Origin of the sequence: Idiomarina abyssalis (assembly GCF_900116625.1) — a bacterium.
GTDB classification, from domain to species: domain Bacteria; phylum Pseudomonadota; class Gammaproteobacteria; order Enterobacterales; family Alteromonadaceae; genus Idiomarina; species Idiomarina abyssalis.
The window spans coordinates 517,791-542,783 of the sequence record NZ_FPBE01000001.1 but is presented as its reverse complement, the minus strand read 5'-3'; the positions used below and the strand labels follow the sequence as shown (position 1 = coordinate 542,783).

Sequence of the window (24,993 nt, the reverse complement as noted above, 5' to 3'; positions counted from 1 at the left end):
AGCTCGATACACTGTCAATATACTTTGAATTATATACTTTACAACAGATTAATTTATGAGCATAAGCGATATTGAGTTTGATCGACAGCATATCTGGCACCCCTACACTTCTATGCTTAACCCGTTACCCGCTTATAAAGTGGAGTCTGCGAAAGGTTGCTCGCTCACTTTTGAAAATGGAGCCGAGGTAATTGACGGTATGTCGTCCTGGTGGGCTGTGATTCATGGGTACCGTAACTCTCGCTTAGACTCAGTTGCGCACGGCCAAATCGACAAAATGAGCCACGTTATGTTTGGCGGTATCACCCATCAGCCCGCGATTGATCTCGCTAAACAGCTTGTTGATTTGACGCCTGATGAACTGGAGCGAGTATTCATTGCCGACTCCGGCTCTGTAAGTGTTGAAGTCGCGATAAAAATGGCTCTGCAGTTTTGGCTGGCTCAGGAGCGCCCGGAAAAGCATCGCCTGCTGACAGTAAAAGGTGGATACCACGGCGACACCTTTAAAGCGATGTCAGTTTGTGACCCCGTCAACGGCATGCATCATCTGTTTAATAAAGCAATTAACTCACAGCTTTTTGCGGATGCGCCAACATTAACCCCCAATGACGAATGGACAGACGACGCAGGTCAGCAGCTTCGACTTTGGTTTGAACAGTTTCATGGTGAGCTTGCGGCGGTCATACTTGAGCCTATTGTTCAGGGCGCAGGCGGTATGCGGTTTTACCACCCGGAATACCTTAGGCTTATACGCAAACTCTGTGATGACTTCAATGTACTGCTCATTGCCGATGAAATTGCTACCGGCTTTGGTCGCACCGGTAAGTTGTTCGCCTGTGAACACGCCGATGTGACTCCTGATATCCTTTGTGTGGGTAAAGCTCTTACCGGTGGCTACATGACATTAGCTGCTACGTTAACCACGAAAAAGGTAGCAGAAACTATTGGTCAGGGGCCCGGGGGCGGTGCTTTGATGCATGGACCTACTTTTATGGGCAATCCCTTAGCATGCGCGGTTGCAGCAGAATCATTGGCAATTATTGCTGAAGGTAACTGGCAACAACAAGTCAAAAAAATAGAGAAACAATTAAAAAAGGAACTTCTTCCGTTAGGAGAATATAAATCAGTAAAAGACGCTCGTGTATTTGGAGCTATTGGCGTACTGGAAATGGAACAGCCTATTGACGTAGCCAGTGCACAAAAGCGGTTTATTGAATTATGTGTCTGGATTCGGCCTTTTGGCCGTTTGCTCTACATTATGCCGCCTTATGTGATTACTGCGGAAGAGCTCAGTAAGCTTACATATGCGATGAAAGACTATGTCGAAAACCAGGACAACGGCCAGGTTTAGAAGCCAAAGAAATAAAGCGATAAGCCACCTAAGCAACTCATGATTAATATCATAATGTTAATCCATAAATGCTGCTTGTCCTGGCGAAAAAGAACGTAATTAAGAACAAAGCTCAGCAGACTAACAAGCAGCCCAACGACTAAAAGAATGACGAATAAGTCACCTAAAGTAATGTGCCAATAGTCACGTACCGAAATGCCGAAAATTTCGGTTAGAATGGTATTGCGTTCAGGCTTCGCATAATTAAAAACAATGGCAGCAACCACAAAGATAAGCCAGCCACAAATGGACAGCCATCCTAAAACACGGGACCAAAATGGTACTCGCTTTAAATCCGCTAAGGATCCCCTTTTCATAATTTTTCTCTCTGTTCTCAGGGGTTATACTTGAGTCTGCGCCAAACCGAGGTAACATAGCAACCTTTCTATAGCAAAATAGTGTAAATTTCGGAGAAAACCAACTCATGTCGTATGCTTCTGTAGTGGATGTTCTGGCAGGAAAAATCGCTGTCGATGAAACCGTCACAGTCCGGGGCTGGGTGCGCACTCGCCGTGACTCAAAAGCCGGTATTTCCTTTATTAACCTGCACGATGGCTCATGTTTTGATGCCATTCAGGCCGTTGTTCCGGCAGAACTCCCCAATTACAGTAACGAAGTTCAGAAGCTGACCACCGGTTGTTCTGTTGCTATTACGGGTGTTGTTGTTCCCTCTCAGGGCAAAGGGCAGTCATTTGAACTGCAGGCAACCAAAGTTCACGTTTATGGCTGGGTTGAAGATCCAGACACCTACCCTATGTCGCCAAAGCGTCATAGCATGGAGTATTTACGCGAATACGCTCACCTGCGTCCCCGTACAAACATTACTGGTGCCGTTATGCGTGTTCGTAATGCATTATCGCAGGCCGTTCATCGCTTTTTTCACGAGCAGGGGTATCTTTGGGTAAGTACGCCTATCATCACCACCTCCGATTGCGAAGGTGCCGGTGAGATGTTCCGTGTTTCAACGCTGGATATGCTGAATATTCCAAAAACCGACAAAGGTGAAGTCGACTTTTCAGAGGACTTTTTTGGTAAAGAAGCTTTTCTGACCGTTTCAGGTCAGCTAAACGTTGAGTCTTATGCCTGTTCGTTGTCTAAAGTCTACACCTTTGGGCCGACGTTCCGCGCCGAAAACTCAAACACCAGCCGTCACTTGTCTGAATTTTGGATGGTTGAGCCAGAGTTAGCGTTTGCAACATTAGACGACATAGCAGGCTTAGCAGAAGCTATGTTGAAATATGTCTTTAAAGCCATACTTGAAGAACGTCCGGACGACATGGCGTTCTTTGCCGAGCGCATTAACCCTGACGCTATCAGCCGTCTGGAAGCCATAGTTAATAATGATTTCGTGCATATGGACTACACCGATGCCATCGAAATACTGAAAAACTGCGATAAAAAGTTTGAGTACCCGGTTGAATGGGGTGTGGATTTGCAGTCAGAGCACGAACGTTATTTAGCCGAAGAACATGTGGGTGCACCGATTATTCTGAAAAACTACCCGCGTGATATTAAAGCCTTTTATATGCGTCAGAACGAAGATGGCAAAACCGTTGCTGCAATGGACGTTCTGGCTCCGGGTATTGGTGAGATCATCGGTGGCTCTGCGCGTGAAGAGCGTCTTGACGTTCTTGACCAGCGAATTGAAGAAATGAACCTGCCGAAGGAAGAATACGGTTTCTACCGAGATTTGCGCCGTTACGGTACTGTTCCTCACGCAGGCTTTGGACTGGGCTTTGAACGCTTAGTCGCTTACGTCACCGGTGTGCAAAACATTCGTGACGTGATTCCATTCCCACGAGCTCCGAAAAGTGCTGAATTTTAATCCAGCACCAGGTCGTTGCCGTTTATAAAGAACGGTGACGGATCTTTTTGCGGTTTTACTGGCGTAGGGACAGCAGGCGTCCCTACGTACAGAAAGCCAACTATGGCATCATCTACTGATAACCCTAACTGCTCCTTGATAAAGTCATCCTCAGCCATCCATCCCGTCCGCCAAATTGCTCCAATACCTTGAGCAAACGCCGCTTGCTGCATACCGTGAGTCGCGCAGGCTACTGTACAAAGTTGTTCGTCACGCGGGACTTTTTTATGGTCCTGAAGCCGTAAACACGAAGCTATCACTAAAGGCGCACGAAAAGGCAACTGCCCTGCTTGCTCGACGACCGTTTCAGAAAAATCGTTAAGCCGGGCCGCCTGCTGGTAAACATCCGCAAGAACTTGCCTTTCTTTGCCTTGAAACAAAATAAATTGATAAGGTGCTAGCCCCATGTGATCAGGTGCTCGCACGGCTGCTGCCTGTATTAATTCGAGCTGTTCTTGTGTAGGTCCCGGTTCGTTTAAACGCGGCATAGAGGAACGAGTTGTTAGTAATTCTTCCGCTTTCATACATCAACCTTTTTCAATGTGTAACGCTTAGTTACATTCTCTGACTAGTCTGTCGCTCAGACATTCGATATGCTAAGGCCAATTTAAATTAGCAAATGAGAATTAACTATGCGTTCAGTCGGGTCAATCTTCAGTTATTTGTGGAAAATAATCAACGGTACTCGCAAGTTCATTTTGAACCTTGTGTTTTTTATTATTCTGGCAATTTTTATCGCGAGCTTAATGCAGGGAGAAGATCCTATTGAGGTTCCTGAAAATGGAATTATGGTTCTTAATCCAAATGGCATGTTAGTTGAAGAAAAGACCTGGGTTGACCCGTTTGATAAGTTCCTAAATGAAGCATTGGGGAGCGGAGACGAAGTTCCTGAGGTGCTGTTGTCTGATGTTATCGACTCAATTGAGAAAGCTAAAACTGACGAACGTATCGGTGCGCTATACCTGAACCTCCAAAACTTATACCCCAGTGGCTTGAATAAACTGCGTGCAGTTGCTGATGCATTGAATGATTTCCGTACCTCAGGGAAGCCAATTATCAGTAATGCTGACTACTATATGCAACATCAGTACTACCTGGCGGCGCACGCCGATCAGCTTTATCTGAACCCAATGGGTGCGGTAGTTTTCGAAGGGCTTGATTATACTCAGGTTTACTTTAAGGAGCTACTGGACAAACTTAAAGTTCAGCCGCACGTGTTCAAAGTCGGTAAATTTAAAGCCGCGGTTGAACCTTTCATTCGCAATGATATGTCAGAGGAAGCGCGCGAAGCCAATGAGTTCTTGTATTCTGCATTGTGGGAAACTTTCCATGCAGATGTTACCGCTGCCCGAAACATTAATCCGTTGGTTACAAGCGGTAAAATAGATGACTACATGTCAGCATTTAATAATGCCAATGGCGATATGGCTAAAATGGCGTTAGAAACGAATTTAGTTGACGCTTTACGTACCCGGACAGAAGTTCGCAATGAACTTATCAACTTAGCCGGACATGACAAAGAAGAAGATACATTCCGTCATATTACTTTCGACAATTACTTAGCTTCTGAGAAAGTCGTTCCGGAAAGCCTGAAACCGAAAGACCGCAACCAAATTGCCGTTATAGTTGCTCGTGGTCAGATAGTTAATGGTTCACAAAAAGCCGGTATGATTGGCGGAGACAGCACAGCAAAGCTTATTCGCGACGCGCGTAATAACGAGCAGACCAAAGCAATCGTACTTCGAATAGACAGTCCTGGCGGCAGTGCTTTTGCGTCAGAAATTATTCGCCAGGAGATTTTACAGGCAAAAGAAGCGGGCATTCCTGTTATTGCGTCCATGAGCTCCGTAGCGGCTTCTGGTGGCTACTGGATTGCCGCTGATGCAGACAAAATTATTGCGGCACCAACAACAATTACAGGTTCAATTGGCGTCTTTGGCCTGCTAATGACGTTGGAAGACAGTTTTGCGGCTATCGGAATTCACAGTGACACTGTGAGTACAACAGAGATTTCGTCACTGAATCCGCTTGAAGAAATGACCGATTATCAGAAAACACTCATACAGCGTTCTGTTGAAACCACTTACGAAAACTTCCTAAGCATTGTCAGCAATGCGCGTAATATGTCTCGTGATGATGTTCATGAAGTTGCTCAGGGTCGTATATGGACGGGACAGCAAGCTATGGAATTTGGGCTGGTTGACCAATTAGGTGATTATGATGATTCCATTGCGCTTGCGGCTGAACTTGCAGCCATTGATGATTACGATGTGAATATTGTTAAGCAAGAGCTATCTTCAAAAGAGAAGTTTCTCGCTGACTTATTTAACAGCAGTTCAGATTACCTGCCAACGCCGAATATCAGTTCACAACACTGGTTAATGGGTACTTTGAATAAAGTGAAATCAGAAACTGCTGTTTTGCAGAACTTTGATGACCCTAAAAATGTTTACTCTTATTGTGCACTCTGCCCTCAACCGCGATAGAATTATCGCGGTTACTTTGTAGAGTAAGGGAGTAAACTTTGCCGCGTAAAAAGATTTACGTCGCCTATACGGGCGGCACTATCGGTATGAAAAAATCAGCTCAGGGTTATGTTCCGGTTGCGGGGCACCTGAGCCAATGCGTTGAAAATATGCCCGAATTTTTTCGTGATGAGATGCCGGAATTTACCATTAATGAATACTGCCCATTAATGGACTCATCCAATATGGCACCATCTGATTGGGTAACCATAGCTCGGGATATTGAACAAAACTACGCAGACTACGATGGTTTCGTGATCCTACACGGAACCGACACCATGGCTTATACAGCTTCAGCTCTCTCCTTTATGCTGCAAAATTTGAGTAAGCCCGTTATTGTAACTGGCTCTCAAATTCCTCTGGCCGCACTGCGCTCAGATGGTCAGACTAATTTGCTTAATTCACTTTATGTTGCAGCTAACTACCCTATTCCAGAAGTCGGTCTGTTTTTTAACAATACTTTGTATCGGGGAAATCGCTCAACCAAAGCTGACGCTAACGGCTTTAATGCTTTTGCCTCACCGAATTACCCCTCCCTACTTGAAGCGGGTATTCAGATTCAGCTGAACGCTGGTGAACTGTCGGAACCCTTGACCCATGAGCTCAAGGTCATTGAGATGACGCCCCAGCCAATTGGGGTTGTAATGCTTTACCCTGGTATCTCAGCCAAAATTATACAAAACCAATTGCAACAGCCAGTAAAAGCAATGATTTTACAAAGTTACGGTGTCGGAAATGCGCCGCAGGATAACGCTTTACTGAAAAGCCTGGAAACAGGTATAGATCAGGGCATTACAATTCTTAACTGCACGCAGTGCTTCCGTGGGCGTGTCAATATGGATGGCTACGCGACGGGAAATGCTCTGGCTGAACTGGGTATTGTATCCGGTGCCGATATGACCATTGAAGCGGCTCTTACCAAGCTGCATTACGTGCTTTCGCAAGACTTAAACCAAAACAAAATGCAAAAGCTGTTACAGAAGAATTTACGCGGCGAATTAACTCCGCCATAATTTGATATTGCTTAAATAATAATAAGAAGAACCATGGCAAATTCATCACCTGCGTTCGCAACGCGATTAGGTTTCATATTAGCCGCCGCTGGCTCAGCGGTCGGTGTAGGTAATATTTGGGGATTCCCAACACAAGCTGCCAGTAACGGCGGTGGTGCATTTTTATTGGTTTATTTAATCATGATTGCACTTCTGGCTTACCCTATGCTGGTAGCGGAAATTACTATCGGCAGAATTCGGCGCCAAAACCCTATTGAGTCGCTTAGGAATCTTTCTGCAAAGCCATTTTTTCGAGGTTCAGGCGCACTGGCAGGTATTGTTGGTTTAATTGTGCTGAGTTTGATACTGAGCTTCTATGCCATCGTTTCCGGTTGGCTTTTATCTTATATGATCGAGCCTCTTATGATCTTAATTGGTCTGCCGGAAACCGCCGCTTGGTTTACTGAGTTTTCAGTGTCCAGAAATATGGCAACCATGGTGTTCTTCATGTTGCTGACTGTTTATGTTGTCCGGTCAGGCGTGAATAATGGAATAGAGCGTTGGTCAAGACGTCTAATGCCACTACTCTTCATTTTGCTGATAGGTATGTCCGCCTATATCTTGACTCAGGACGGGGCCATTGAAGGCCTGAAAATGTATCTGGTTCCGGACTTCTCAACCATAACCGATCCAAACCTGATTATTCGTGCCATGGGGCAGGCGTTTTTCTCCCTGTCACTGGGTGTCTGCGTAATGATGACTTATGGTGCCTACCTGTCGAATTCCGAAAACATTCCAAAAACGGCAGCCTGGGTAGCCGGCATCGATACCAGTGTCGCGTTTTTAGCGGGGCTATTGATTCTACCAGCGATGTTTGTCGCTCAGTCTAATGGTGTTCCCATCTATGCAGAGGATGGCAGTTTACTGTCTGCCGATACCTTAGTTTTTACCGTGCTTCCGGCAATGTTCGACGCACTGGGTTACACTGGACTCTTCGTGTCTTTTGGCTTTTTCCTGTTGATGGTTATTGCTGCTATTACATCGTCAATTTCAATGCTTGAAGCTCCTGTCAACGCACTACGAGAAGAAGCTAAATGTGATCGCAGTAGTGGAGTGTGGATTATTGCCCTGGTCGTTACCGCAATTTCTACAACCATTATCTATAATTTTGAAACTCTTTTTGGCGCCGTTATTACCTTCAGCACCGTCTACATGCAACCGATAATGGCACTGGTGTTTGGCATCATGCTAACTTGGGTACTGCGACAAAACCATTTACTGAAAGCGCTTCAGCAAGGCTCACCTAATATAGATAAAAGCCTGTTTTGGAAAATATGGCCCTGGTACGTTAAGTTTGTTTGCCCAATCCTCATTATTCTGGTCATTTGGCGAGGATAAAGCCCCACGTAGGTGTGGGGCTGCACCCATTAAATAGTGAACATATCCATGAACTCATTAACAGGTATCTGTTCAAATGATGACTGTTGACGGCAATGTTCAAAAATTGAACTCACCCTGTGTTCGGGAAACCGTGTCGCTAAATTTGCCTTAAACTTGTTTTCAAGTACAGGAACGCCCTCTTCTCTGCGGCGTCTATGGCCAATTGGGTACTCCACCACAACCTTGTCGGTATGACTACCGTCTTTAAAAAATACTTGTAGTGCATTAGCTATCGAGCGCTTTTTCGGGTCGTGATAGTCCTTACTGTACTGGTTGTCTTCAATCACCTGAATTTTTTCCCGGATAGTGTCAATTACCGGATGATTTTCATGAAAACTGTTTTCATAGTGATCAGCATTCAGTTCGCCAAATATTAGGGGAACGGCTGCCATATACTGTAAACAATGATCTCTGTCGGCAGGGTTAGCAAGTTTGCCCTGTTTGGAGATAATTCGAATAGCGGACTCGTGGGTAGTAATTTCAATCTTCTCTATTTCATCAATTCTGTCTTTAACTTCCGGGTGTAATGTAACCGCCGCTTCACAGGCTGTCTGCGCATGAAACTCTGCCGGGAATGACAACTTAAACAAAATATTTTCCATCACATAACTGCCATAATCCCGTTGGAACTTAAACTGCCAGTCATCTTTAGGTTTTAGTTTCTGATCTTTATTCGTTTTATTGAAGAGCACATCATAGAATCCCCATTGTGGAGCCGTCAGGGCCCCCGGAATACCCATTTCGCCACGCATCGTCATATCGGCTAAACGCACCGCTCTTGAAGTGGCGTCCCCTGCTGCCCACGACTTACGAGAACCGGCATTGGGAGCATGACGATAGGTTCTTAAAGACTGGCCATCAACCCATGCCTGGGAGAGCGCTGCCATAATTTGTTCCTTAGTTCCGCCCATTAACCAAGTAACAACGGCCGTTGAAGCCACCTTAACCAGAACGACATGATCAAGACCCACACGGTTAAAACTGTTTTCTATCGCCAGATTACCCTGAATTTCGTGGGCTTTAATCATAGCTTCCAAAACCGTTTTCATTGTTAACGGCTTTTCACCTTTAGAGACGCGGTTTTGAGAAATATAATCTGCTGTTGCCAGTATTCCGCCTAAGTTATCGGATGGGTGTCCCCACTCGGCAGCTAACCAGGTGTCATTGAAATCAAGCCAACGTATAATGCAGCCAATATCCCAGGCCGCCTTGACAGGATCCATACGAAACTGAGTTCCCGGCACTCGGGAGCCATTTGGAACACTTGTACCTTCTACTAAAGGCCCCAGGTGTTTACTACACTCCGGAAATCGCAGTGCCAACAAACCGCAACCCAGGGTATCCATCAGGCAGTTGCGGGCGGTATCCCAAGCTTCGTCGCTTTTAACTTCATAACCCGTAACATAGTCTGCGATATCCTCAATAACCTTGTCGTAATCTGGACGTTCGTTACTTTCTACTGTCGCACTCATCGCTGACTCCTTAACTCTAAAGTTCAATGACAAATATTGTTAGCTCATGTAACTATTTGTACCAAAACAACGCTTTTTTTGATCGCTACCTATTAGGCTTTTCGCCAAATAATGAATAAAAAAAACCCGGAACCAATCCAAATTGTTCCGGGTATAGGGGAATGGCTCAAGGGTTGAGCCGTGCGCTAACTCATGAATAATAAATTGTAAAATAGTTCGCCTAAAATTTGTTCGGTAAATTTCAGTGTAGACAATATTAAAGAGATGTCTAATATTTTTGCACTTTTTTTTGCTTTAGCTTATCTCACTGTTTTTAATTGATTTTAGGTAAGTAAAACACAGGTTATGCACAGCTAATTAAGCGTTATTAAACAGCTTGTAATAGTTAGCCGTTGTCGTTTTAGCAACCTCTTCCAAAGTAATTCCCTTAACATCAGCAACGCATTTAGCAACGTCGACAACGTAGGCTGGCTGGTTCTCTTTACCTCGATGGGGCACTGGAGCTAACCAGGGACTGTCGGTTTCAATGAGCAGCTTTTCAAGCGGTAATGCTTTGATAGTTGCACGCAATTGCTCTGCGTTTCGAAATGAAGCGATTCCCGAAATAGAAATATAGAAATCAAGATCATCGATAGCTTTTTTAGCCATATCCAGAGACTCAGTAAAGCAGTGCAAAACACCGCCGGATTTATCTGCATGGCCATTTTTTAATAACGAGAGGGTGTCATCCTGAGCGTCACGCGTATGAATAATTAAAGGCTTATTAATATCCTTGGCAATTTCAATATGCTGCTCGAAGTTTTCTCGTTGTAATGCTTTAGACTCTGGGTGATAAAAATAATCCAGACCCGTTTCGCCTATAGCAACCACATTATTTGCCGAAGCCAGCTGACGTAACTTGGTACCCAACTCTACGATAGGTGTCTGGCTGTCCTTAACGTATAAAGGATGCACCCCACAAGAAATGGAAACATCGTTAAAACCTGCAACGGCTTGCTGCATAGCCGGAAAGTCTTCAAGTGTAACGCACACACACAGCATGTGTTCGACCTTATTGGCTCTTGCCATTTCCACAATTTGCGTTAGATCAGCGCCCGCCTTTTCAGGATTAATTTTATCCAGATGGCAATGCGAGTCGACGAACATAAATAGCTCCACTTATCGTTAATGTGAGTGACAGAAATCCGTAATTAATTGCTCAAAGAGTTTACCATAGTCGTTTCTGTGATGGCGGCATAGGTAATTGATCTGATGAATTCGAGCTTGTTGCTCCGAGCCAAGGGTAACGGCAACCCAGTCTTTAGCCGCCTTAATTTCAAAGCACAAAGCAATGCTTCCTGATAGATCAACTGGTTTAGGGCCGAGTTCAGGATACCTAAGCTCCAGAGTGACGCTCTCTCCCAGAGCAGCTTCTTCTGAAAGCTGTGCACCGGTTTGTATCATTAGAGTCAAAGGAGAAAGTTCGGGAATAATGCGCTCAGCAAGTTCCCTCGCTGAGTTTATATGTAATTGAAAACTAGACAAAAGGCTCTCCTTTTTAAGGAGCCCCTAACCCGAGAGAGTATTTGACCAGCGACTCCAGGCAAAACCTAATAATAACGGTAAATTAATGCCAGTGGAGCCCTGAAACTTCTGACGTAGCTGTCTGCATTCTGCTACCCATTCACTGAGCTGTGCAATATTCACCCAATCAAAACCGCTCAACTGTTGAAGCTCGTCCGCTAATTGCTGATATCGCAAACGCGAAACAGCCGCCTTTTGGTGAATCAGCAGCCAATCTAGTACCAGGTTTTCTGATATATCCAGCCAGTTTAAAGCTGCTTCTTTATCTTTTATTACAGGAAACTCTTTATTACCGCGAAGACTGTCCAGAAGAGTTTTCGCAGAAACCGTCTGTTCGTCGCTTTGCACTGAAGCTGGATAAGCAATGCTGATCCATTGCATACGACTTCTCAGGGTTGGTAATAAGCGTTCCGCATCTTTTGTTGATACTAGCCAGTGAGTGTCCGCCGGTGGCTCTTCCAGAACCTTCAATAAGGCATTGCCGGCCTGTTCCGTCATTTTTTCTGCCTGCAGTATCACAGCAACTTTTAAACCGCTCTGGTTAGCTGTCTGCATAACATTTTGCTGCAGTTCACGAACACTATCGACACCAATTCGGTTGACTTCGGCGCCGTCGATAGTCCAGGTATCCGGATGGTTTCCCGACTGATAAAGCAAGCATGACTTACATTGCCCGCACGCACTTTTGCCGGGTTGTTTGCACAACAAGAACTGATTTAATCGTTCAATAAATTCGGTTGAACCAGCCTCAACGTTATGTTGCAAATAATAAGCGTGAGCAAGCCGACCTGAATCGGCACTCGCAACGAGTCTTAACCAAGGTTCCCGCAGCCATGGAAACGCCATTAAAACAAATACTCCTCAATTGCTTGCAGTATGGCCTGATGTACATCCAGCATCGGCTGGTTAGCATCAATGACGATAATTGTCGGGTCTTTTGCTGCTATATTCAAATAGGCTTGTCTTGTACGCTGGAAAAACGCCAGATCTTCTTCTTCTATACGATCCAGGTCTCCTCGCTCACGGGCGCGCTCAAGACCTTTTTTCTCGTCAACATCCAATAATAGGGTTAAGTCAGGTTTAAAACTTCCCAGAGTTATTTCGCGTACTTTTTCTAATAATTCATCACCAAGCTGACGACCGCCCCCCTGATAGGCACGTGAGGATAAATCATGCCTATCACCGATAACCCAGCGGTTTTTTAATAGAGCCGGCTTAATAACATTATCAACCAACTGAACTCTGCTTGCGTACATTAATAGCAGCTCGGTTGTTGAACTGACTTTCTCGTCCCATTTCTTTTTTACCAGTTCCCGCAGTGACTCTGCCAGCGGGGTACCGCCCGGTTCTCGTACGGTTTCCGGTCGAACACCTTTCGCCTGTAGATGAGTAACTACGCTTGCAATTGCTGAGCTCTTACCGGCACCTTCAAGTCCTTCAATAACAATAAATTTTCCTGACATAATTACTCTTGATTCAGTTGATAACGGCGAACAGCCTGCTGGTGTTCTTCCAGTGTTTTTGAGAAAACATGTCCACCCGACTTATCCGCCACAAAATAATAGTAAGGTGATCGCACCGGGTTAGCCGCGGCTTCAATGGATGCTTTTCCCGGCATCGCAATTGGTGTTGGCGGCAACCCGTTAATTCGATAGGTATTATAAGCGGTTTTCTCGCGCAAGTGAGCTCGCGTCAGATTACCGTCAAAATCTTCAATACCATAAATTGTCGTGGGATCAGATTGTAACCGCATACCAATTTCCAGACGGTTAGCAAAAACACTTGCAACCATAGGACGTTCGTCAGCCAGTCCCGTTTCTTTTTCAATAATTGAGGCCAATATTAGTAATTCGTACGGTGAGCCTACAGGACACCTGTCTGACCGCTGCTCCCAGGCTTCTGATAATACAGTCTGCATAGAAAGGTAAGCTTGTTTTAATATTGAAATGTCTGTGGTGTACGCTCTGTAGCTGTAGGTTTCGGGCAACAGTACACCCTCAATAGCGGGCTCTTTAATACCTAAGGTTTGTTTGAGTTCTGAATCATTTAGATCAGAAGATTTACTGACCAAATAAGGCTGCTCTTTTAATTGAGCCAACCACTGATTAAAAGTTAAGCCTTCTACCAGAGTGACGGTAAATGTCTTTTCTCTGCCCTGGCTAAGCATTTTCCAAATATCAAACCAGCTTTGCTGTCCGTGTATTTCATACAGTCCTGCCTGCAGGTGATCAATATCTGCGAAAACCTGACTAATACGATAACTGACTAGCGGATGCCCACCCTGGAAGTGTTCAGTTACTTTGGCAGTTACCGTTCTGGCACTTTCTCCGCCTCTGAAGTCGAGCAACAAAGGAGTTGCAGACTCACCTTGAATAGGCTGCGATAAATACCAACGCCCGGAAACAAAAACAAGAACAGCTGAAATAGCTAACGCGGCAATAACGAACAAAAAAGTAAAACGTATTTTTTTCATATAAGCTGTTCTAATACTGAGGGTAATTCATCATTGGCCACTACTTTATCATTAAACTGAGTGACGGCGACAGCGCCTCTAACGCTATTGGTAACGATTATTTTTTCAGCTCCGGCAAGTTCATTTAATGGGTAACAACCAATGTTTAAAGGTGCTAATAACTTTTCATCAATAATGAGTTGTCGAATAATACCGTTGATACCAGCAGCGCTGAGCTCAGGTGTGAACCACTGGCCCTCTTTAAACCAGAACACATTGCCTTGTATCGCCTCTACAATATATCCGCTTGAGTCACAAACCAGCAAATCATCATAACGGGAAGCGCTACACTCTCTCGTTAATAATACTTGCTCCAGCCGATTCAACGTTTTCAAGCCAGCTAACTCGGGTTGCTGAGCTAACCTTAATGTCGCAACTCCCATATGAACAGTGCCGGTTGTCGGCGGAGCGTCACTTACCTGAATGTATTCGTTAGCAATACAATCATCAGAAAAGCGGTAGCCTCTGCCACCGTTACCCCGGGTAACTATAACTTTACAAACACCCTTCTCTACTCCTGAGCATGCAACTTTTATGCGCTCAGCCAAAGAGTCGAAACTCGAATGGTTTATAAAGAGACGTTGGTTCGTATTTGAAAGTCTTTCAAGATGCCGTTCAATAAAGAGAGGAACACCATTAACAATGCGCATGGTGGTGAAGTGGCCATCACCAAATTGCAGACCTCTGTCGAGCTCTGAGCAGTGATAAGGCACATTATTAAGTAGTATTTTACGTATAGTCATAACAAAAAAGGCGGAACCAGTGGCTCCGCCTTTTATATCACGTTCAACGACAAATTAGTCGTTAGAATGATTATTTACGTAATCGATTGCTGACTGAACTGTTTTAATTTTTTCAGCTTCTTCGTCTGGAATTTCAGTTTCAAATTCTTCTTCCAAAGCCATTACCAGTTCAACAGTATCTAAAGAGTCGGCACCTAAGTCATTTTCAAATGACGCTTCAGGCTTAACTTCTTCTTCTTTAACACCTAACTGTTCAACAATGATTTTCTTTACGCGTTCTTCAATAGTACTCATTTATAAAATCCCTCAAATAGTCATCGCGAGAGTGAAAATTGGCTGTAGTGTAGTGAAACCAGCCCCATTAATAAAGTAAAAAATAGCATAAAGTTAAGAGGTCGTACCGCTAACCTCTTAAACCATAGCCATACCACCATTAACGTGAATGGTCTCACCAGTGATATAAGCTGCACCTTCCGATGCTAAAAATGCTACCGCAGCAGCAATTTCCCTTGGCTCGCCTAAGCGCGCTGCCGGAATATTATCAAAAATAGCTTGTTTTTGTTCATCATTCAGCGACTTGGTCATGTCAGTATCAATAAAACCTGGCGCCACACAATTTACCGTGATGCCACGTGCAGCAACTTCTTTCGCCATAGCTTTGCTAAAACCAACCAAGCCAGCTTTAGCTGCACAGTAGTTTACCTGTCCGGGGTTTCCGGTTGTACCAACAACTGAACTGATGTTGATAATACGCCCATTACGGCGTTTCATCATACCACGCACCACCGCTTTACAAACCTTAAATACCGCTGACAAATTGGTGTTTAGTACGGCATCCCACTCGTCATCTTTCATTCTCATCATTAAATTATCACGAGTAATACCCGCATTATTAACCAGAATATCAATAGAACCGTACTTCTTTTCAATATCTTTTATGGTCTGCTGCAAGCTTTCCGCGTCAGTAACGTCCAGCGCTAAACCTTCACCATTAGACCCCAGGTATTCTGAAATTGCGGCTGCACCTTTATCGGATGTTGCAGTACCAATAACTTTGGCGCCCTGACTGGCTAGATTTTCTGCTATGGCCTTTCCTATTCCGCGGCTTGCGCCGGTAATCAATGCGACTTTATTTTCAAAGTTTTGCACGTTAATAACCTATTAATTAAAGTGAGTTTAAAGAGTCTAACGTATTCAGTGCGCTACAACCAAAAGACTTCGTAATACGCTTATTCAGACCGGTAAGTACTTTGCCCGGACCAACCTCATAAGCTGTTTCGACACCCATTTGGGCAATCTGTTCCACAGTTTCTGTCCAGCGCACCGGACAATATAGCTGACGTACCAATGCATCTTTAATGGCGTCTTCGCTATCGGCTACAGCGACATCTACATTATTAATAACCGCTGTATGTGGTTGCTGTAGCTTCACCGACTTTAACGCTTCACCCAATTGACTGGCTGCCGGCTGCATTAAAGCACAATGCGACGGAACGCTGACAGGTAATGGTAATACACGCTTCGCACCGGCTTCTTTTAAAGCCTCTGCAGCTCGGGCTACTGCTTCTGCGTGCCCTGCTATAACAACCTGACCCGGTGAGTTATAGTTCACCGGAGTGACCACCTGTCCTGCCGCTTGCTCCAGGCAAATCTTCTCAATGTCAGCGTCTTCCAGGCCAATTACTGCAGCCATAGCGCCTTCACCTTCAGCAACGGCTTGTTGCATAAATTGACCGCGTAAAGCGACTAATTTAACCGCATCAGAAAAACCAAGAGCTCCCGCGCAAACAAGTGCTGAATATTCACCTAGGCTGTGCCCCGCCATAACGCTCACATCGGCAAGGCCTTTTTCTTTAGCGACACGGTATAAAGCAACGCTAGCGGTCAGTAAAGCTGGCTGTGTGCGCTGGGTATCATTAAGTTTCTTCTCCGGCCCCTGTTGAACCAGTTCCCATAGATCGTAATCTAAAACTGAACTTGCTTCAGAAAATGTTTCTTTAATTAAGGCTAAGTCGTTCGATAAATCGCCTAACATTCCAACGCTTTGTGACCCTTGTCCCGGAAATAACAATGCCGTTTTAGTCATAATTACCCTCTTAATATTGAACCAGCGCAGAGCCCCAGGCGAAACCGCCACCAAAGGCCTCTAACAATAATTTTTGGCCGCGTTTTATACGTCCGTCTTTGACCGCCCAGTCAAGTGCTATTGGCACCGATGCCGCAGAAGTATTACCGGTTTTATCCAAAGTAATAACCACTCGCTCCATCGGCATATGTAATTTCTTTGCTGTTGCTTTAATGATACGCAAATTTGCCTGGTGAGGTATTAGCCAGTCCAGGTCCTGCGCTTGTAATCTATTCTCTGCCAGAGTATCGGTAACCAAACTGCTCAACTTAGCAACGGCAACTTTAAAAACCTCGTTACCTTTCATATACATCCAGGCGCTTTCTGCACTACCTTCAGTACCTCTGGGGGCTTGTTTCGCACCTAATAAGTGGCTGTATTCACCGGCGCTGTACAAGTGAGTTGAGAGAATACCGGGGGAGTCACTTTGTTCAAGTATGACAGCACCGGCCCCGTCACCAAAAAGTACCAGAGTGTTGCGATCATCGGGATCACACAACCGGGCAAGAACGTCGGCTCCTATCACCAGTATACGGCGATGTTGACCACTTTTAATAAATTGATCGGCAACAGAAAGTGCATAAATAAAACCGGAGCATGCGGCTCCGACATCAAACGCGGGAATGGATGTAATACCCAGCATACGCTGAATTTCACATGCAGCACTTGGAAATGCGTGTTCTGCAGAAGTGGTCGCAACCACTATCATATCCACATCTTGTGGATTCAGTTGAGCCGCAGCTAAGGCTTCTTTAGCGGCTTCAAACCCAATTGTTGCGGCCGTTTCGTTAGCTCCCGCAATACGTCGTTCCTTGATACCCGTACGTTCGGTTATCCATTCATCGGAGGTATCAACGCGTTTCGAGAGTTCTTCGTTAGTCAGTCGTTGTTCCGGAAGATAATGCCCGGTACCAACAATTTTTGAATAAGTCATAGCGCTACTTAACTGATTACAGCTGTTCTGATAAGACTGCTTCGACACGATGTTTAATTCGTTCAGGAAGCTGTTCATGCGCTTCTGCGACGGCTTGCTGAATTGCACTATAGAAAGCGCCGGCGCTAGCGCTACCGTGACTTTTTATCACGACATGCCGCAATCCTATCAGACTCGCACCATTGTAGTGGTCGGGCTTCAGCCTATCCCAGGACTTGTGCGTTCGTTTTTGTAGAAAACGGAAGAAGAATCGGTACAACCAATGTGAGTTAAGCGTTTCCCGCATCTGCTCAATAATGAAAGTTGCAAGACCTTCACAGCTTTTCAGTGCAATATTACCCACGAAGCCATCACAAACAACGACATCGGCACGTCCACTGAATAAATGATTACCTTCAATAAAACCAATATAGTTGACGTGGTCACATTGTGCGAGTCGCGCGGCCGCGTTCCGCACTACATCGTTACCTTTAATATCCTCTTCGCCCATATTAAGAAGGCTAATTTTTGGGGCAGGCACTCCAGAAAGATACTCCGCAGCTACAGCTCCCATAACACCAAATTGAAATAATGTTTCCGAGTCACAGCTTGCGTTGGCGCCCAAGTCCAATAGATACGATTTACCACCGGTTTGATTCGGCAGTGCTGTCATTAACGCCGGGCGTAACACTCCGGGCAAGGTTTTTAAAGTAAAATAGGCGTTAGTCATCAGCGCGCCGGTATTTCCCCCGCTTACCATAGCCTGGCAATCGCCCTCTGTTAGTGTATTAAGAGCAATGCGCATGGAGGATTCTGGTTTGCTGCGTAAAGACTGCCCAGGCTTATCATCCATTTCGATGATTTGCTCTGCATGAATGAGTTTTACTGCCGGATGAGAGTTTAAGTGATGCTTTTCAAGCAACGGGGTGAGTTCATGCTGATGCCCGACAACGGTGAATTTAACATCAGGATACTGATGAACCGCTTTTTCCAGGGCTTCTATAACAATAGAGGGGCCATTATCGCCCCCCATTGCATCAATCGCTATGTTCAGTTCAGGCATGGCCTGTCTTACTTATTAACGACCTTACGACCCTTATAATAACCGTCGGCTGTTACGTGGTGACGACGATGTGTTTCACCCGTAGTTGAGTCAACCGACAGTGTTGGGCCGTCTATCGCATCGTGTGAACGACGCATGTCGCGTCTTGAACGACTTTTCTTACTCTTTTGAACAGCCATTTACGCTATCTCCTGATTATTTACGCTTCAATTCTTGTAATACGGCAAACGGGTTCTCAGACTCTTCAGCAGCTGATTCGTCAATTTCGCCCCACGTCATCGCATCACGATCCACCTGACATGCCTTAGCGTCGTGCTTAGGAGCTAATGGCATAGCCAGAATTAATTCGTCTTCAACAAGCCCATGCAAGTTAATTTCCCCAAAATCGTTTACCTCAATAGCTTCATAGCTATCAGGAAAGTCATCTGCCACCTGCCGCTTAGTGACAGGAGCATACGCAAATTGCGCCAGAATATCAACTGCCAGGGGCGTATTACAGCGTTCACAAAGTACTTTTACAGCAACTTTTGCTTTCCCTGTAAAATAACTAATGCCCTGTTCATCAATTCCAAACTCAACGCTGGCCTCAGGGTCCGGGCATGGTTCAACCAGGCTTTCCTGAAGTCGTGTCATTGTTTTTCCAGGCACAACCCCGTCATATACCACTTTCTTGTTGGCACTTTTGACTGGATCTACTGTTACGGGAATACGAACGTTTTGCATAGCGCGCGAATGTTAACGAAGTTCCACCTTAGTGACAAGGGAAATCTGTCGTTATTCCTTATTTAGAGGGTTAATTTTATGAGTTCTCAGCATATCCAATAAGGCAATGGCCGGTAACCCAATTAATGTGTTGGGATCATTCCCTTTTAAACTGTTAAATAAACTGATACCCAGGCCTTCACTTTTAAAACTCCCGGCACAATCAAATGGCTCTTCCAACTCGACGTAGCGCTCAATTTCGTTTTCACTTAAGTGTCGAAATTCTACGTTAAAAGGTTCCACTCTCACTTCGCACTCTTCCGTCGCGGTGTTCAGTACTGCCAGACCGGTGTAAAAAGTAACGGTTTTACCAACAAACCCCAGTAATTGCTTAACGGCATTCTCAGCATTACCGGGTTTTCCTAGTATCTGTCCGTCACAAACTGCAACCTGATCGGAACCAATAATAACCGCCTGTTTATGAGCCATGAGCTTTTCAACTGCACGGGCTTTGGCTTCAGCTAAACGCCCTACCAACTGTTGTGGGCTCTCGGAAGTGATTGCAGACTCATCAATATCGGGCTTAACAACTTCGTACTTCAAGTGCAGTTTATCTAAAATTTCACGACGGTATTTAGAACCTGAACCAAGGATTAACGGTAATGTCATGGTCTCTCCTTTATAAGTCTGTCACTAAGCTCTGTTAATGAGTCTACAACCAAAGCAGCACCTGCCTCACGTAATCTCTCTGCATTATGTACACCAAAACTAACACCAACAGGATGCACACCTGCTGCAATAGCCATTTTCATATCATGAACCGAATCGCCAACCATGACTGTTTCTTCCTGATGAGCGTTTAATTCATCCATTATCTCATAAAGCATTTGAGGGTCAGGTTTACCCCGGGTCTCGCTTGCACACCGGGAAGCTACAAAGTAATGTTCGGTTTCGCTTTCTGACCAAACTCGTTGTAAGCCTCTGCGAGCTTTTCCCGTTGCCACGGCCAGCTGAAAACCTGAACCTGTTAGCTGAGACAAGACAGCTTTCGCATCATTGAATAAGGGCGACGGTGTGGGATTTAAATCGACATATTCATCACGGTATTGGACTAAAAAGCCATCCAACTCTACTGGGTTAAGCACACCAAACAACTTTTCAATGGCCGGCTCAAGACTCAAACCAATAATATCTCTAACGGCAACATCGGTTGGAACGGGCAAACCAATATGCCGGGCGGTGTTCTGCATAGACGACACAATTCGGCCTATCGAGTCCATCAAGGTGCCATCCCAGTCAAACACAATAAGTCGCTTACCGTACATCATTATAAGCTGTCCATATTATTGGGGAGTCAGTCGCTTTAATGTTTCTTGTAAGTTGTCGTCCAGCGGTGCCTCAAAAGCAACTTCTTTAGCCGTAACAGGATGTAGGAAGCGTAACTGCCAGGCATGTAAAAACAAACGCTTTAAGCCAACTTGAGACATTGTATTATCAAAATCCGCGTCACCGTATTTAGGGTCCTTTGCTATAGGATGTCCGGCGTGCAGTGCGTGCACTCTAATTTGGTGAGTTCTTCCGGTAACAGGAGAAGCTTCTACTAATGTCCCTTCCTTATACCTTTGCTGGATACGAAAGCGGGTTAAAGAGGCTTTACCTTCCGCATCAACACGTACAATTCGTTCACCGGACTTTAATGTGTTTTTCTTTAGCGGAGCTTCAACACTGCGAACCCGCTTTTGCCATTGCCCCCGAACTAATGCCAGGTATTGCTTATTCATTTCTTTATTGCGCAACTGTTCATGCAAGTTTCGCAACACCGAACGTTTTTTAGCAACCAACAACAAGCCGCTGGTATCTCTGTCCAGCCTATGTACCAGCTCTAAGCTCTTTTCTTTAGGGCGTAAAGCTCTAAGCCCTTCAATTAGACCGAACTGCAAGCCCGAACCACCATGCACTGCAACACCTGAAGGTTTATTAATTAACATGAGTGCGTCATCTTCGTACAAAATGGCATGTTCAAGCGCCGCTACCTGCTCTAAATTAGCTGACGGTAAATCCGGGCGTTCGCTGACTTTAACCGGAGGGATACGAATAAGATCGCCCTCCTTCAGCTTATAATCAGGTTTTATCCGTTTTTTATTCGCGCGCACTTCACCTTTACGTACAATTCGGTATACCAATGACTTAGGCACACCGCGTAATTGCGCAATTAGGAAGTTGTCTATTCGCTGCCCCGACTCGTCTGCAGAGACGGTGTGCCAGCGGACTTCTTGTTGTATCGTTTTCATAACGCCATTTTACCATCATCTGCAGGATTCAACAGAGAAATTGTTGCTTGTATTTTCAGTGGTTTTCATGAAATAATTAAGTGTCAAAGTCCATCGAAGATGGCAGACGAAGAATATATTTCGCGCAGTCGAAGTAACAGAGCGACGCATTATCCACATCAGCATACGGTTTTAAAGTTTAAAAAGAGACTTGCCCGAGATGTTGATGGCACGGAGAAGAACACAGCACATCGAACACGCTTTGTTTAATAATCGATTGCAGACGTAAAATTTAGCGACAATATGACACCGAACAGTTGGTGTTATCGGCACAGTCAAACTCATTTTAGTTACACGTTGTAGATGACGGGTAACGCAGGTCCCAAAGGGCCTGCAGCGACAGACGAATTCGATAATTGCACGATCGCCATAGGGGCGTGTCATATTGTGGCCCAAAGAATTGAGTCACAGTAATGAAAAGAATGCTAATAAATGCCACGCAATTAGAAGAATTGCGTGTAGCGTTGGTTGACGGCCAACGCCTTTACGATTTAGATATTGAAAGCCCTGGTCACGAACAAAAGAAAGCCAACATCTATAAAGGCAAAATTACTCGTATTGAGCCTAGCCTTGAAGCGGCTTTCGTTGATTATGGCGCTGACCGCCACGGCTTCCTTCCTCTTAAAGAAATCGCAAAAACCTACTTCCCACAAGGTTATACCTTCCAGGGCCGCCCGAATATCAAAGACGTGGTTAAAGAAGGTCAGGAAGTTATTGTTCAAATTGATAAAGAAGAACGCGGACAAAAAGGCGCCGCCTTAACCACGTTTATTTCTTTAGCGGGCAGTTATTTGGTACTTATGCCAAATAACCCTCGCGCAGGCGGTATTTCACGTCGCATTGAAGGCGACGAGCGCTCAGCACTTAAAGAAGCTTTATCAGAACTGAATGTGCCTAAAGAAATGGGGCTCATTGTTCGTACAGCTGGCGTAGGGAAATCTAAGGAAGAATTAGAGTGGGATTTAAACGTCTTACTTAACCATTGGGAAGCTATTAGTAAAGCCGCCGATGAACGCCCTGCCCCTTTCCTTATTCACCAGGAAAGTAATGTTATTTTCCGTGCTCTGCGGGACTACTTACGCCGTGACATCGGCGAAGTGCTTATTGATAGCCCGAAAGTATACGAGCAGGTACGCACACACATACAATTAATTCGTCCGGACTTTCTGCAACGAGTAAAACAATATGAAGGTGACGTTCCGCTATTCAGTCACTATCAAATTGAAAGCCAAATTGAATCAGCTTTTCAACGCGAAGTTCGCCTTCCGTCCGGTGGTTCAATTGTTATCGATCCGACAGAAGCCTTAACCTCTATCGACATTAACTCCTCTCGCGCCACTAAAGGCGGAGATATCGAAGAGACGGCACTGCAGACTAACCTTGAAGCAGCAGAAGAAATTGCGCGTCAGTTGCGCCTTCGTGATGTGGGTGGCTTAGTTGTTATCGATTTTATTGATATGACGCCTTCTCGCCACCAACGCGATGTGGAAAACCGCCTGCGCGATAGTCTGTCTCAAGACAGAGCTCGCATTCAGGTTGCCCGTATTTCACGGTTTGGCTTGATGGAAATGTCGCGCCAACGCCTGCGCCCATCACTGGGCGAGTCTGCAAACAATGTTTGTCCTCGTTGTAACGGTCAGGGAACCATACGTTCAAGTGACTCTTTAGCACTTTCAATCTTACGTTTGATTGAAGAAGAAGCGATTAAAGACAATACCATTCAGGTTCATTCACAGGTGCCAGTTGACGTAGCCACGTATTTGTTAAACGAAAAGCGTCAATCGGTTAACCATATTGAAAAACGCCATAACGTTAAAATCGTCATTATTCCAAACCATCACCTGGAAACACCGCATTTTGAAGTTTTACGAATTCGTGATGACGAAGTTCCTGAATCAGCAAGTTTTCAGTTGGTGCAAAAACCAGAGCAAACAGAGTCTACAGTTTCTATTACCCTGACCCAGGATAAAGCTAAGTTTGAGGAGCCAGCATTAAAAGGCCTTCAGGCTCCGAGCGCAGCGCCTACCCCAGCGCCAAAAGTTGAAGCTAAAAAACCAGCTCAACCATCATTACTGACTCGTTTGAAAGTTTGGTTCTCAGGTTTATTTGGTTCCGATGAAACAGAAAGCCAGGCGGAAGCAAATAAAAACAAACAAAGAACTTCGCAAAATCAACGGAATCAGCAACGTCGAGGCCGTAACCGTCGTTCTGGTAACCGTCAGCAACGGGGTCGCAATCAGTCTACAGCTAACAAGGATGAGCCTAGCAAAGAAGCGGCTTCTACAGCTGAAGAGAAGTCGACCGATTCACGTGATGATGCAGGCACTCGCAACACACGTAACCGGAATGACCGCAGACGTCGTGGACGCAGTAATAAAGCAAACCAGACACCAAAAACTGAAGCGGCTAAGAACGATCAAGCGAGTACTGCGGCTGAGCCAGAAAAATCCAAAGAGCCAAAAGCTCCTCAGGATAAGCCTCGCCGTCAGCGTAAACCTATTGAAAAGTCGGTTAGAGTTTCATCTGCCGGCGATACAGTAAAAGCAAAAGAGGCTAAGCAAGAGGAGCAAAGTACTGAGCAGGTCAGTACCGACAATAGCTCTCAAAAGCAAACAGCGGCAAAAGAAAAACCGGCACAGCAAAGTAGCTCCGGTAAAGCTGAAAACAAAGCCATTTCTGATAAGGTGCTTGATCCACGCATTCAGGCAGCTGCTGAACTCGTGCAAAATCAGGCTCAGTCTAAAACAGCTGATGACGAAAAGCATGAAGAGCAGCCAACAGCTCCTCCGGTAGAAAAAGCTAAGCAGGAAAGCGTGGAGCAAGAAGAAAAGGCAAAAGAAGCCGTTTCCGATAATGCGCCTCAGTCTGAAGATAAAGCTGAAACGGCTGTTGAGAAAGCTGAAGCACCTACGCCAGCAGAGCCTGCTGATGCAGCTGAACCTGAAGCGTCTCATGAAGCGCCAAAGGCCAAGGCCGTAGAAGAAGAGCCAGCAAAAGAAGACACTGAGCCCAAAGCAAACGAAGAAAAGAAAGGTCGGGATCGCTCTCGCCGTTCTCCTCGTCACCAGCGTGCTGCGGGTCAAAAACGCAAGCAACAAGGTAAGGCCGAGGCCGTTATACCAAACCGTTCTTTGAGCGGCTCATCCTTTTCGGCCATGACTAAAGCTACAGCAGTAGAGCGCACTGAAGATTTCAAAGCGCTACCTATTGCACAAGCGACCAGTCGCCAGGAGTTTACTAAGGACAGTCGTGTAGCGAGTATTTCTCAGGCTCGCTCCAGTTCTTATGCTGAAATGGCGAAATGTGACTAAGGGTATTTAAGCAACAAAAAAGGTCGGTAGTTATACGCTACCGACCTT

Annotated in this window: 25 protein-coding genes; 6 read left to right on the top strand and 19 right to left on the bottom strand. The window is 45.3% G+C overall.

Going from position 1 to position 24,993, the window contains the following annotated elements; translation table 11 throughout:
• Window positions 1–55: 55 nt before the first annotated feature.
• Window positions 56–1,351, top strand: a complete 1,296-nt coding sequence (bioA, locus tag BM359_RS02630) for an adenosylmethionine--8-amino-7-oxononanoate transaminase (protein ID WP_054487683.1) — start codon at window positions 56–58, stop codon at window positions 1,349–1,351.
• Here the strand turns inward: bioA and BM359_RS02625 are convergent.
• A complete protein-coding gene (locus BM359_RS02625; RefSeq protein ID WP_054487681.1) occupies window positions 1,348–1,707 on the bottom strand; it encodes a hypothetical protein in 360 nt (119 codons plus the stop codon). The genes bioA and BM359_RS02625 overlap by 4 nt on opposite strands.
• A 107-nt stretch (window positions 1,708–1,814) precedes the next feature.
• On the opposite strand from BM359_RS02625, the gene asnS reads away from it, so the two are divergent.
• Window positions 1,815–3,215, top strand: coding sequence for an asparagine--tRNA ligase (asnS, locus tag BM359_RS02620; protein ID WP_054487679.1), 1,401 nt, complete (start codon window positions 1,815–1,817; stop codon window positions 3,213–3,215).
• Here the strand turns inward: asnS and BM359_RS02615 are convergent.
• Window positions 3,212–3,778, bottom strand: a complete 567-nt coding sequence (locus tag BM359_RS02615; protein ID WP_054487677.1) for a nitroreductase family protein — start codon at window positions 3,776–3,778, stop codon at window positions 3,212–3,214. The genes asnS and BM359_RS02615 overlap by 4 nt on opposite strands.
• A gap of 108 nt (window positions 3,779–3,886) precedes the next feature.
• Here BM359_RS02615 and sppA point away from each other — a divergent pair, with 108 nt between their 5' ends.
• From sppA to BM359_RS02600, 3 genes are read left to right on the top strand one after another with little or no spacing between them, the layout of a single operon-like run.
• Window positions 3,887–5,740, top strand: a complete 1,854-nt coding sequence (gene sppA, locus BM359_RS02610) for a signal peptide peptidase SppA (protein WP_054487675.1) — start codon at window positions 3,887–3,889, stop codon at window positions 5,738–5,740.
• A 38-nt stretch (window positions 5,741–5,778) separates the two neighbouring features.
• Window positions 5,779–6,792 carry an asparaginase gene (gene ansA, locus BM359_RS02605; protein ID WP_054487673.1) on the top strand — a complete coding sequence of 338 codons (1,014 nt, stop codon included), beginning with the start codon at window positions 5,779–5,781 and terminating at the stop codon, window positions 6,790–6,792.
• A gap of 33 nt (window positions 6,793–6,825) precedes the next feature.
• Window positions 6,826–8,169: a sodium-dependent transporter gene (locus BM359_RS02600; protein WP_054487671.1), complete on the top strand. Its 1,344-nt coding sequence runs from the start codon at window positions 6,826–6,828 to the stop codon at window positions 8,167–8,169.
• 29 nt (window positions 8,170–8,198) lie between these two features.
• Here BM359_RS02600 and BM359_RS02595 read toward each other — a convergent pair whose 3' ends face one another.
• The 17 genes from BM359_RS02595 to rluC all read right to left on the bottom strand — a co-directional run bounded on the left by BM359_RS02595 (window position 8,199) and on the right by rluC (window position 21,595).
• Window positions 8,199–9,683 (bottom strand): bifunctional 2-methylcitrate dehydratase/aconitate hydratase, encoded by a 1,485-nt coding sequence (locus BM359_RS02595; RefSeq protein ID WP_054487669.1) that lies wholly within the window; start codon window positions 9,681–9,683, stop codon window positions 8,199–8,201.
• 357 nt (window positions 9,684–10,040) lie between these two features.
• Complete coding sequence (locus BM359_RS02590; RefSeq protein WP_054487667.1) at window positions 10,041–10,829, bottom strand: TatD family hydrolase; 789 nt, start codon at window positions 10,827–10,829, stop codon at window positions 10,041–10,043.
• An 18-nt stretch (window positions 10,830–10,847) separates the two neighbouring features.
• The gene (locus BM359_RS02585) at window positions 10,848–11,207 is read right to left on the bottom strand and encodes a hypothetical protein (protein ID WP_054487665.1); all 360 of its coding nucleotides are present in this window, start codon (window positions 11,205–11,207) and stop codon (window positions 10,848–10,850) included.
• Between the two features lie 24 nt (window positions 11,208–11,231).
• Window positions 11,232–12,092 carry a DNA polymerase III subunit delta' gene (locus tag BM359_RS02580; protein WP_054487663.1) on the bottom strand — a complete coding sequence of 287 codons (861 nt, stop codon included), beginning with the start codon at window positions 12,090–12,092 and terminating at the stop codon, window positions 11,232–11,234.
• Window positions 12,092–12,709: a dTMP kinase gene (gene tmk / locus BM359_RS02575; protein WP_054487661.1), complete on the bottom strand. Its 618-nt coding sequence runs from the start codon at window positions 12,707–12,709 to the stop codon at window positions 12,092–12,094. The genes BM359_RS02580 and tmk overlap by 1 nt, the downstream gene beginning before the upstream one ends.
• Window positions 12,710–12,711: 2 nt before the next feature.
• Window positions 12,712–13,719, bottom strand: coding sequence for an endolytic transglycosylase MltG (gene mltG / locus BM359_RS02570; RefSeq protein WP_054487658.1), 1,008 nt, complete (start codon window positions 13,717–13,719; stop codon window positions 12,712–12,714).
• Window positions 13,716–14,501, bottom strand: coding sequence for an aminodeoxychorismate lyase (gene pabC, locus BM359_RS02565; protein WP_074930755.1), 786 nt, complete (start codon window positions 14,499–14,501; stop codon window positions 13,716–13,718). Before pabC ends, mltG begins: the two co-directional genes overlap by 4 nt.
• Before the next feature lie 54 nt (window positions 14,502–14,555).
• On the bottom strand, window positions 14,556–14,795 hold the full coding sequence (gene acpP / locus BM359_RS02560) for an acyl carrier protein (protein ID WP_011234585.1): 240 nt from the start codon (window positions 14,793–14,795) through the stop codon (window positions 14,556–14,558).
• Between the two features lie 117 nt (window positions 14,796–14,912).
• The gene (fabG, locus tag BM359_RS02555; RefSeq protein WP_054487656.1) at window positions 14,913–15,650 is read right to left on the bottom strand and encodes a 3-oxoacyl-ACP reductase FabG; all 738 of its coding nucleotides are present in this window, start codon (window positions 15,648–15,650) and stop codon (window positions 14,913–14,915) included.
• Window positions 15,651–15,666: 16 nt separating this feature from the next.
• Window positions 15,667–16,587 carry an ACP S-malonyltransferase gene (gene fabD / locus BM359_RS02550; RefSeq protein WP_054487654.1) on the bottom strand — a complete coding sequence of 307 codons (921 nt, stop codon included), beginning with the start codon at window positions 16,585–16,587 and terminating at the stop codon, window positions 15,667–15,669.
• Window positions 16,588–16,597: 10 nt separating this feature from the next.
• On the bottom strand, window positions 16,598–17,560 hold the full coding sequence (locus BM359_RS02545; protein WP_054488521.1) for a beta-ketoacyl-ACP synthase III: 963 nt from the start codon (window positions 17,558–17,560) through the stop codon (window positions 16,598–16,600).
• Window positions 17,561–17,576: 16 nt separating this feature from the next.
• Entirely contained in the window at window positions 17,577–18,602 is a 1,026-nt protein-coding gene (gene plsX, locus BM359_RS02540; RefSeq protein ID WP_054487652.1) for a phosphate acyltransferase PlsX, read from the bottom strand.
• 8 nt (window positions 18,603–18,610) lie between these two features.
• Complete coding sequence (gene rpmF, locus BM359_RS02535; protein ID WP_011234590.1) at window positions 18,611–18,781, bottom strand: 50S ribosomal protein L32; 171 nt, start codon at window positions 18,779–18,781, stop codon at window positions 18,611–18,613.
• Between the two features lie 16 nt (window positions 18,782–18,797).
• The gene (yceD, locus tag BM359_RS02530) at window positions 18,798–19,325 is read right to left on the bottom strand and encodes a 23S rRNA accumulation protein YceD (protein WP_054487650.1); all 528 of its coding nucleotides are present in this window, start codon (window positions 19,323–19,325) and stop codon (window positions 18,798–18,800) included.
• A gap of 51 nt (window positions 19,326–19,376) precedes the next feature.
• The gene (locus BM359_RS02525; protein ID WP_054487648.1) at window positions 19,377–19,973 is read right to left on the bottom strand and encodes a Maf family protein; all 597 of its coding nucleotides are present in this window, start codon (window positions 19,971–19,973) and stop codon (window positions 19,377–19,379) included.
• Window positions 19,970–20,632 carry an HAD-IA family hydrolase gene (locus BM359_RS02520; RefSeq protein WP_054487646.1) on the bottom strand — a complete coding sequence of 221 codons (663 nt, stop codon included), beginning with the start codon at window positions 20,630–20,632 and terminating at the stop codon, window positions 19,970–19,972. Before BM359_RS02520 ends, BM359_RS02525 begins: the two co-directional genes overlap by 4 nt.
• A 15-nt stretch (window positions 20,633–20,647) precedes the next feature.
• Entirely contained in the window at window positions 20,648–21,595 is a 948-nt protein-coding gene (rluC, locus tag BM359_RS02515) for a 23S rRNA pseudouridine(955/2504/2580) synthase RluC (RefSeq protein ID WP_054487645.1), read from the bottom strand.
• Window positions 21,596–22,047: 452 nt separating this feature from the next.
• On the opposite strand from rluC, the gene rne reads away from it, so the two are divergent.
• On the top strand, window positions 22,048–24,945 hold the full coding sequence (gene rne, locus BM359_RS02510) for a ribonuclease E (protein WP_234972452.1): 2,898 nt from the start codon (window positions 22,048–22,050) through the stop codon (window positions 24,943–24,945).
• Window positions 24,946–24,993 lie beyond the last annotated feature (48 nt).

Coding starts and splice junctions, on each gene's coding strand:
- yceD (WP_054487650.1), bottom strand. CDS start 19,325: ATGCAAAACGTTCGTATTCCCGTAACAGTAGATCCAGTCAAAAGTGCC.
- plsX (WP_054487652.1), bottom strand. CDS start 18,602: ATGCCTGAACTGAACATAGCGATTGATGCAATGGGGGGCGATAATGGC.
- tmk (WP_054487661.1), bottom strand. CDS start 12,709: ATGTCAGGAAAATTTATTGTTATTGAAGGACTTGAAGGTGCCGGTAAG.
- rluC (WP_054487645.1), bottom strand. CDS start 21,595: ATGAAAACGATACAACAAGAAGTCCGCTGGCACACCGTCTCTGCAGAC.
- BM359_RS02525 (WP_054487648.1), bottom strand. CDS start 19,973: ATGACATTACCGTTAATCCTTGGTTCAGGTTCTAAATACCGTCGTGAA.
- BM359_RS02615 (WP_054487677.1), bottom strand. CDS start 3,778: ATGAAAGCGGAAGAATTACTAACAACTCGTTCCTCTATGCCGCGTTTA.
- acpP (WP_011234585.1), bottom strand. CDS start 14,795: ATGAGTACTATTGAAGAACGCGTAAAGAAAATCATTGTTGAACAGTTA.
- pabC (WP_074930755.1), bottom strand. CDS start 14,501: ATGACTATACGTAAAATACTACTTAATAATGTGCCTTATCACTGCTCA.
- sppA (WP_054487675.1), top strand. CDS start 3,887: ATGCGTTCAGTCGGGTCAATCTTCAGTTATTTGTGGAAAATAATCAAC.
- rne (WP_234972452.1), top strand. CDS start 22,048: ATGAAAAGAATGCTAATAAATGCCACGCAATTAGAAGAATTGCGTGTA.
- BM359_RS02520 (WP_054487646.1), bottom strand. CDS start 20,632: ATGATGTACGGTAAGCGACTTATTGTGTTTGACTGGGATGGCACCTTG.
- fabD (WP_054487654.1), bottom strand. CDS start 16,587: ATGACTAAAACGGCATTGTTATTTCCGGGACAAGGGTCACAAAGCGTT.
- BM359_RS02625 (WP_054487681.1), bottom strand. CDS start 1,707: ATGAAAAGGGGATCCTTAGCGGATTTAAAGCGAGTACCATTTTGGTCC.
- rpmF (WP_011234590.1), bottom strand. CDS start 18,781: ATGGCTGTTCAAAAGAGTAAGAAAAGTCGTTCAAGACGCGACATGCGT.
- BM359_RS02590 (WP_054487667.1), bottom strand. CDS start 10,829: ATGTTCGTCGACTCGCATTGCCATCTGGATAAAATTAATCCTGAAAAG.
- BM359_RS02600 (WP_054487671.1), top strand. CDS start 6,826: ATGGCAAATTCATCACCTGCGTTCGCAACGCGATTAGGTTTCATATTA.
- mltG (WP_054487658.1), bottom strand. CDS start 13,719: ATGAAAAAAATACGTTTTACTTTTTTGTTCGTTATTGCCGCGTTAGCT.
- BM359_RS02595 (WP_054487669.1), bottom strand. CDS start 9,683: ATGAGTGCGACAGTAGAAAGTAACGAACGTCCAGATTACGACAAGGTT.
- bioA (WP_054487683.1), top strand. CDS start 56: ATGAGCATAAGCGATATTGAGTTTGATCGACAGCATATCTGGCACCCC.
- BM359_RS02580 (WP_054487663.1), bottom strand. CDS start 12,092: ATGGCGTTTCCATGGCTGCGGGAACCTTGGTTAAGACTCGTTGCGAGT.
- asnS (WP_054487679.1), top strand. CDS start 1,815: ATGTCGTATGCTTCTGTAGTGGATGTTCTGGCAGGAAAAATCGCTGTC.
- BM359_RS02545 (WP_054488521.1), bottom strand. CDS start 17,560: ATGACTTATTCAAAAATTGTTGGTACCGGGCATTATCTTCCGGAACAA.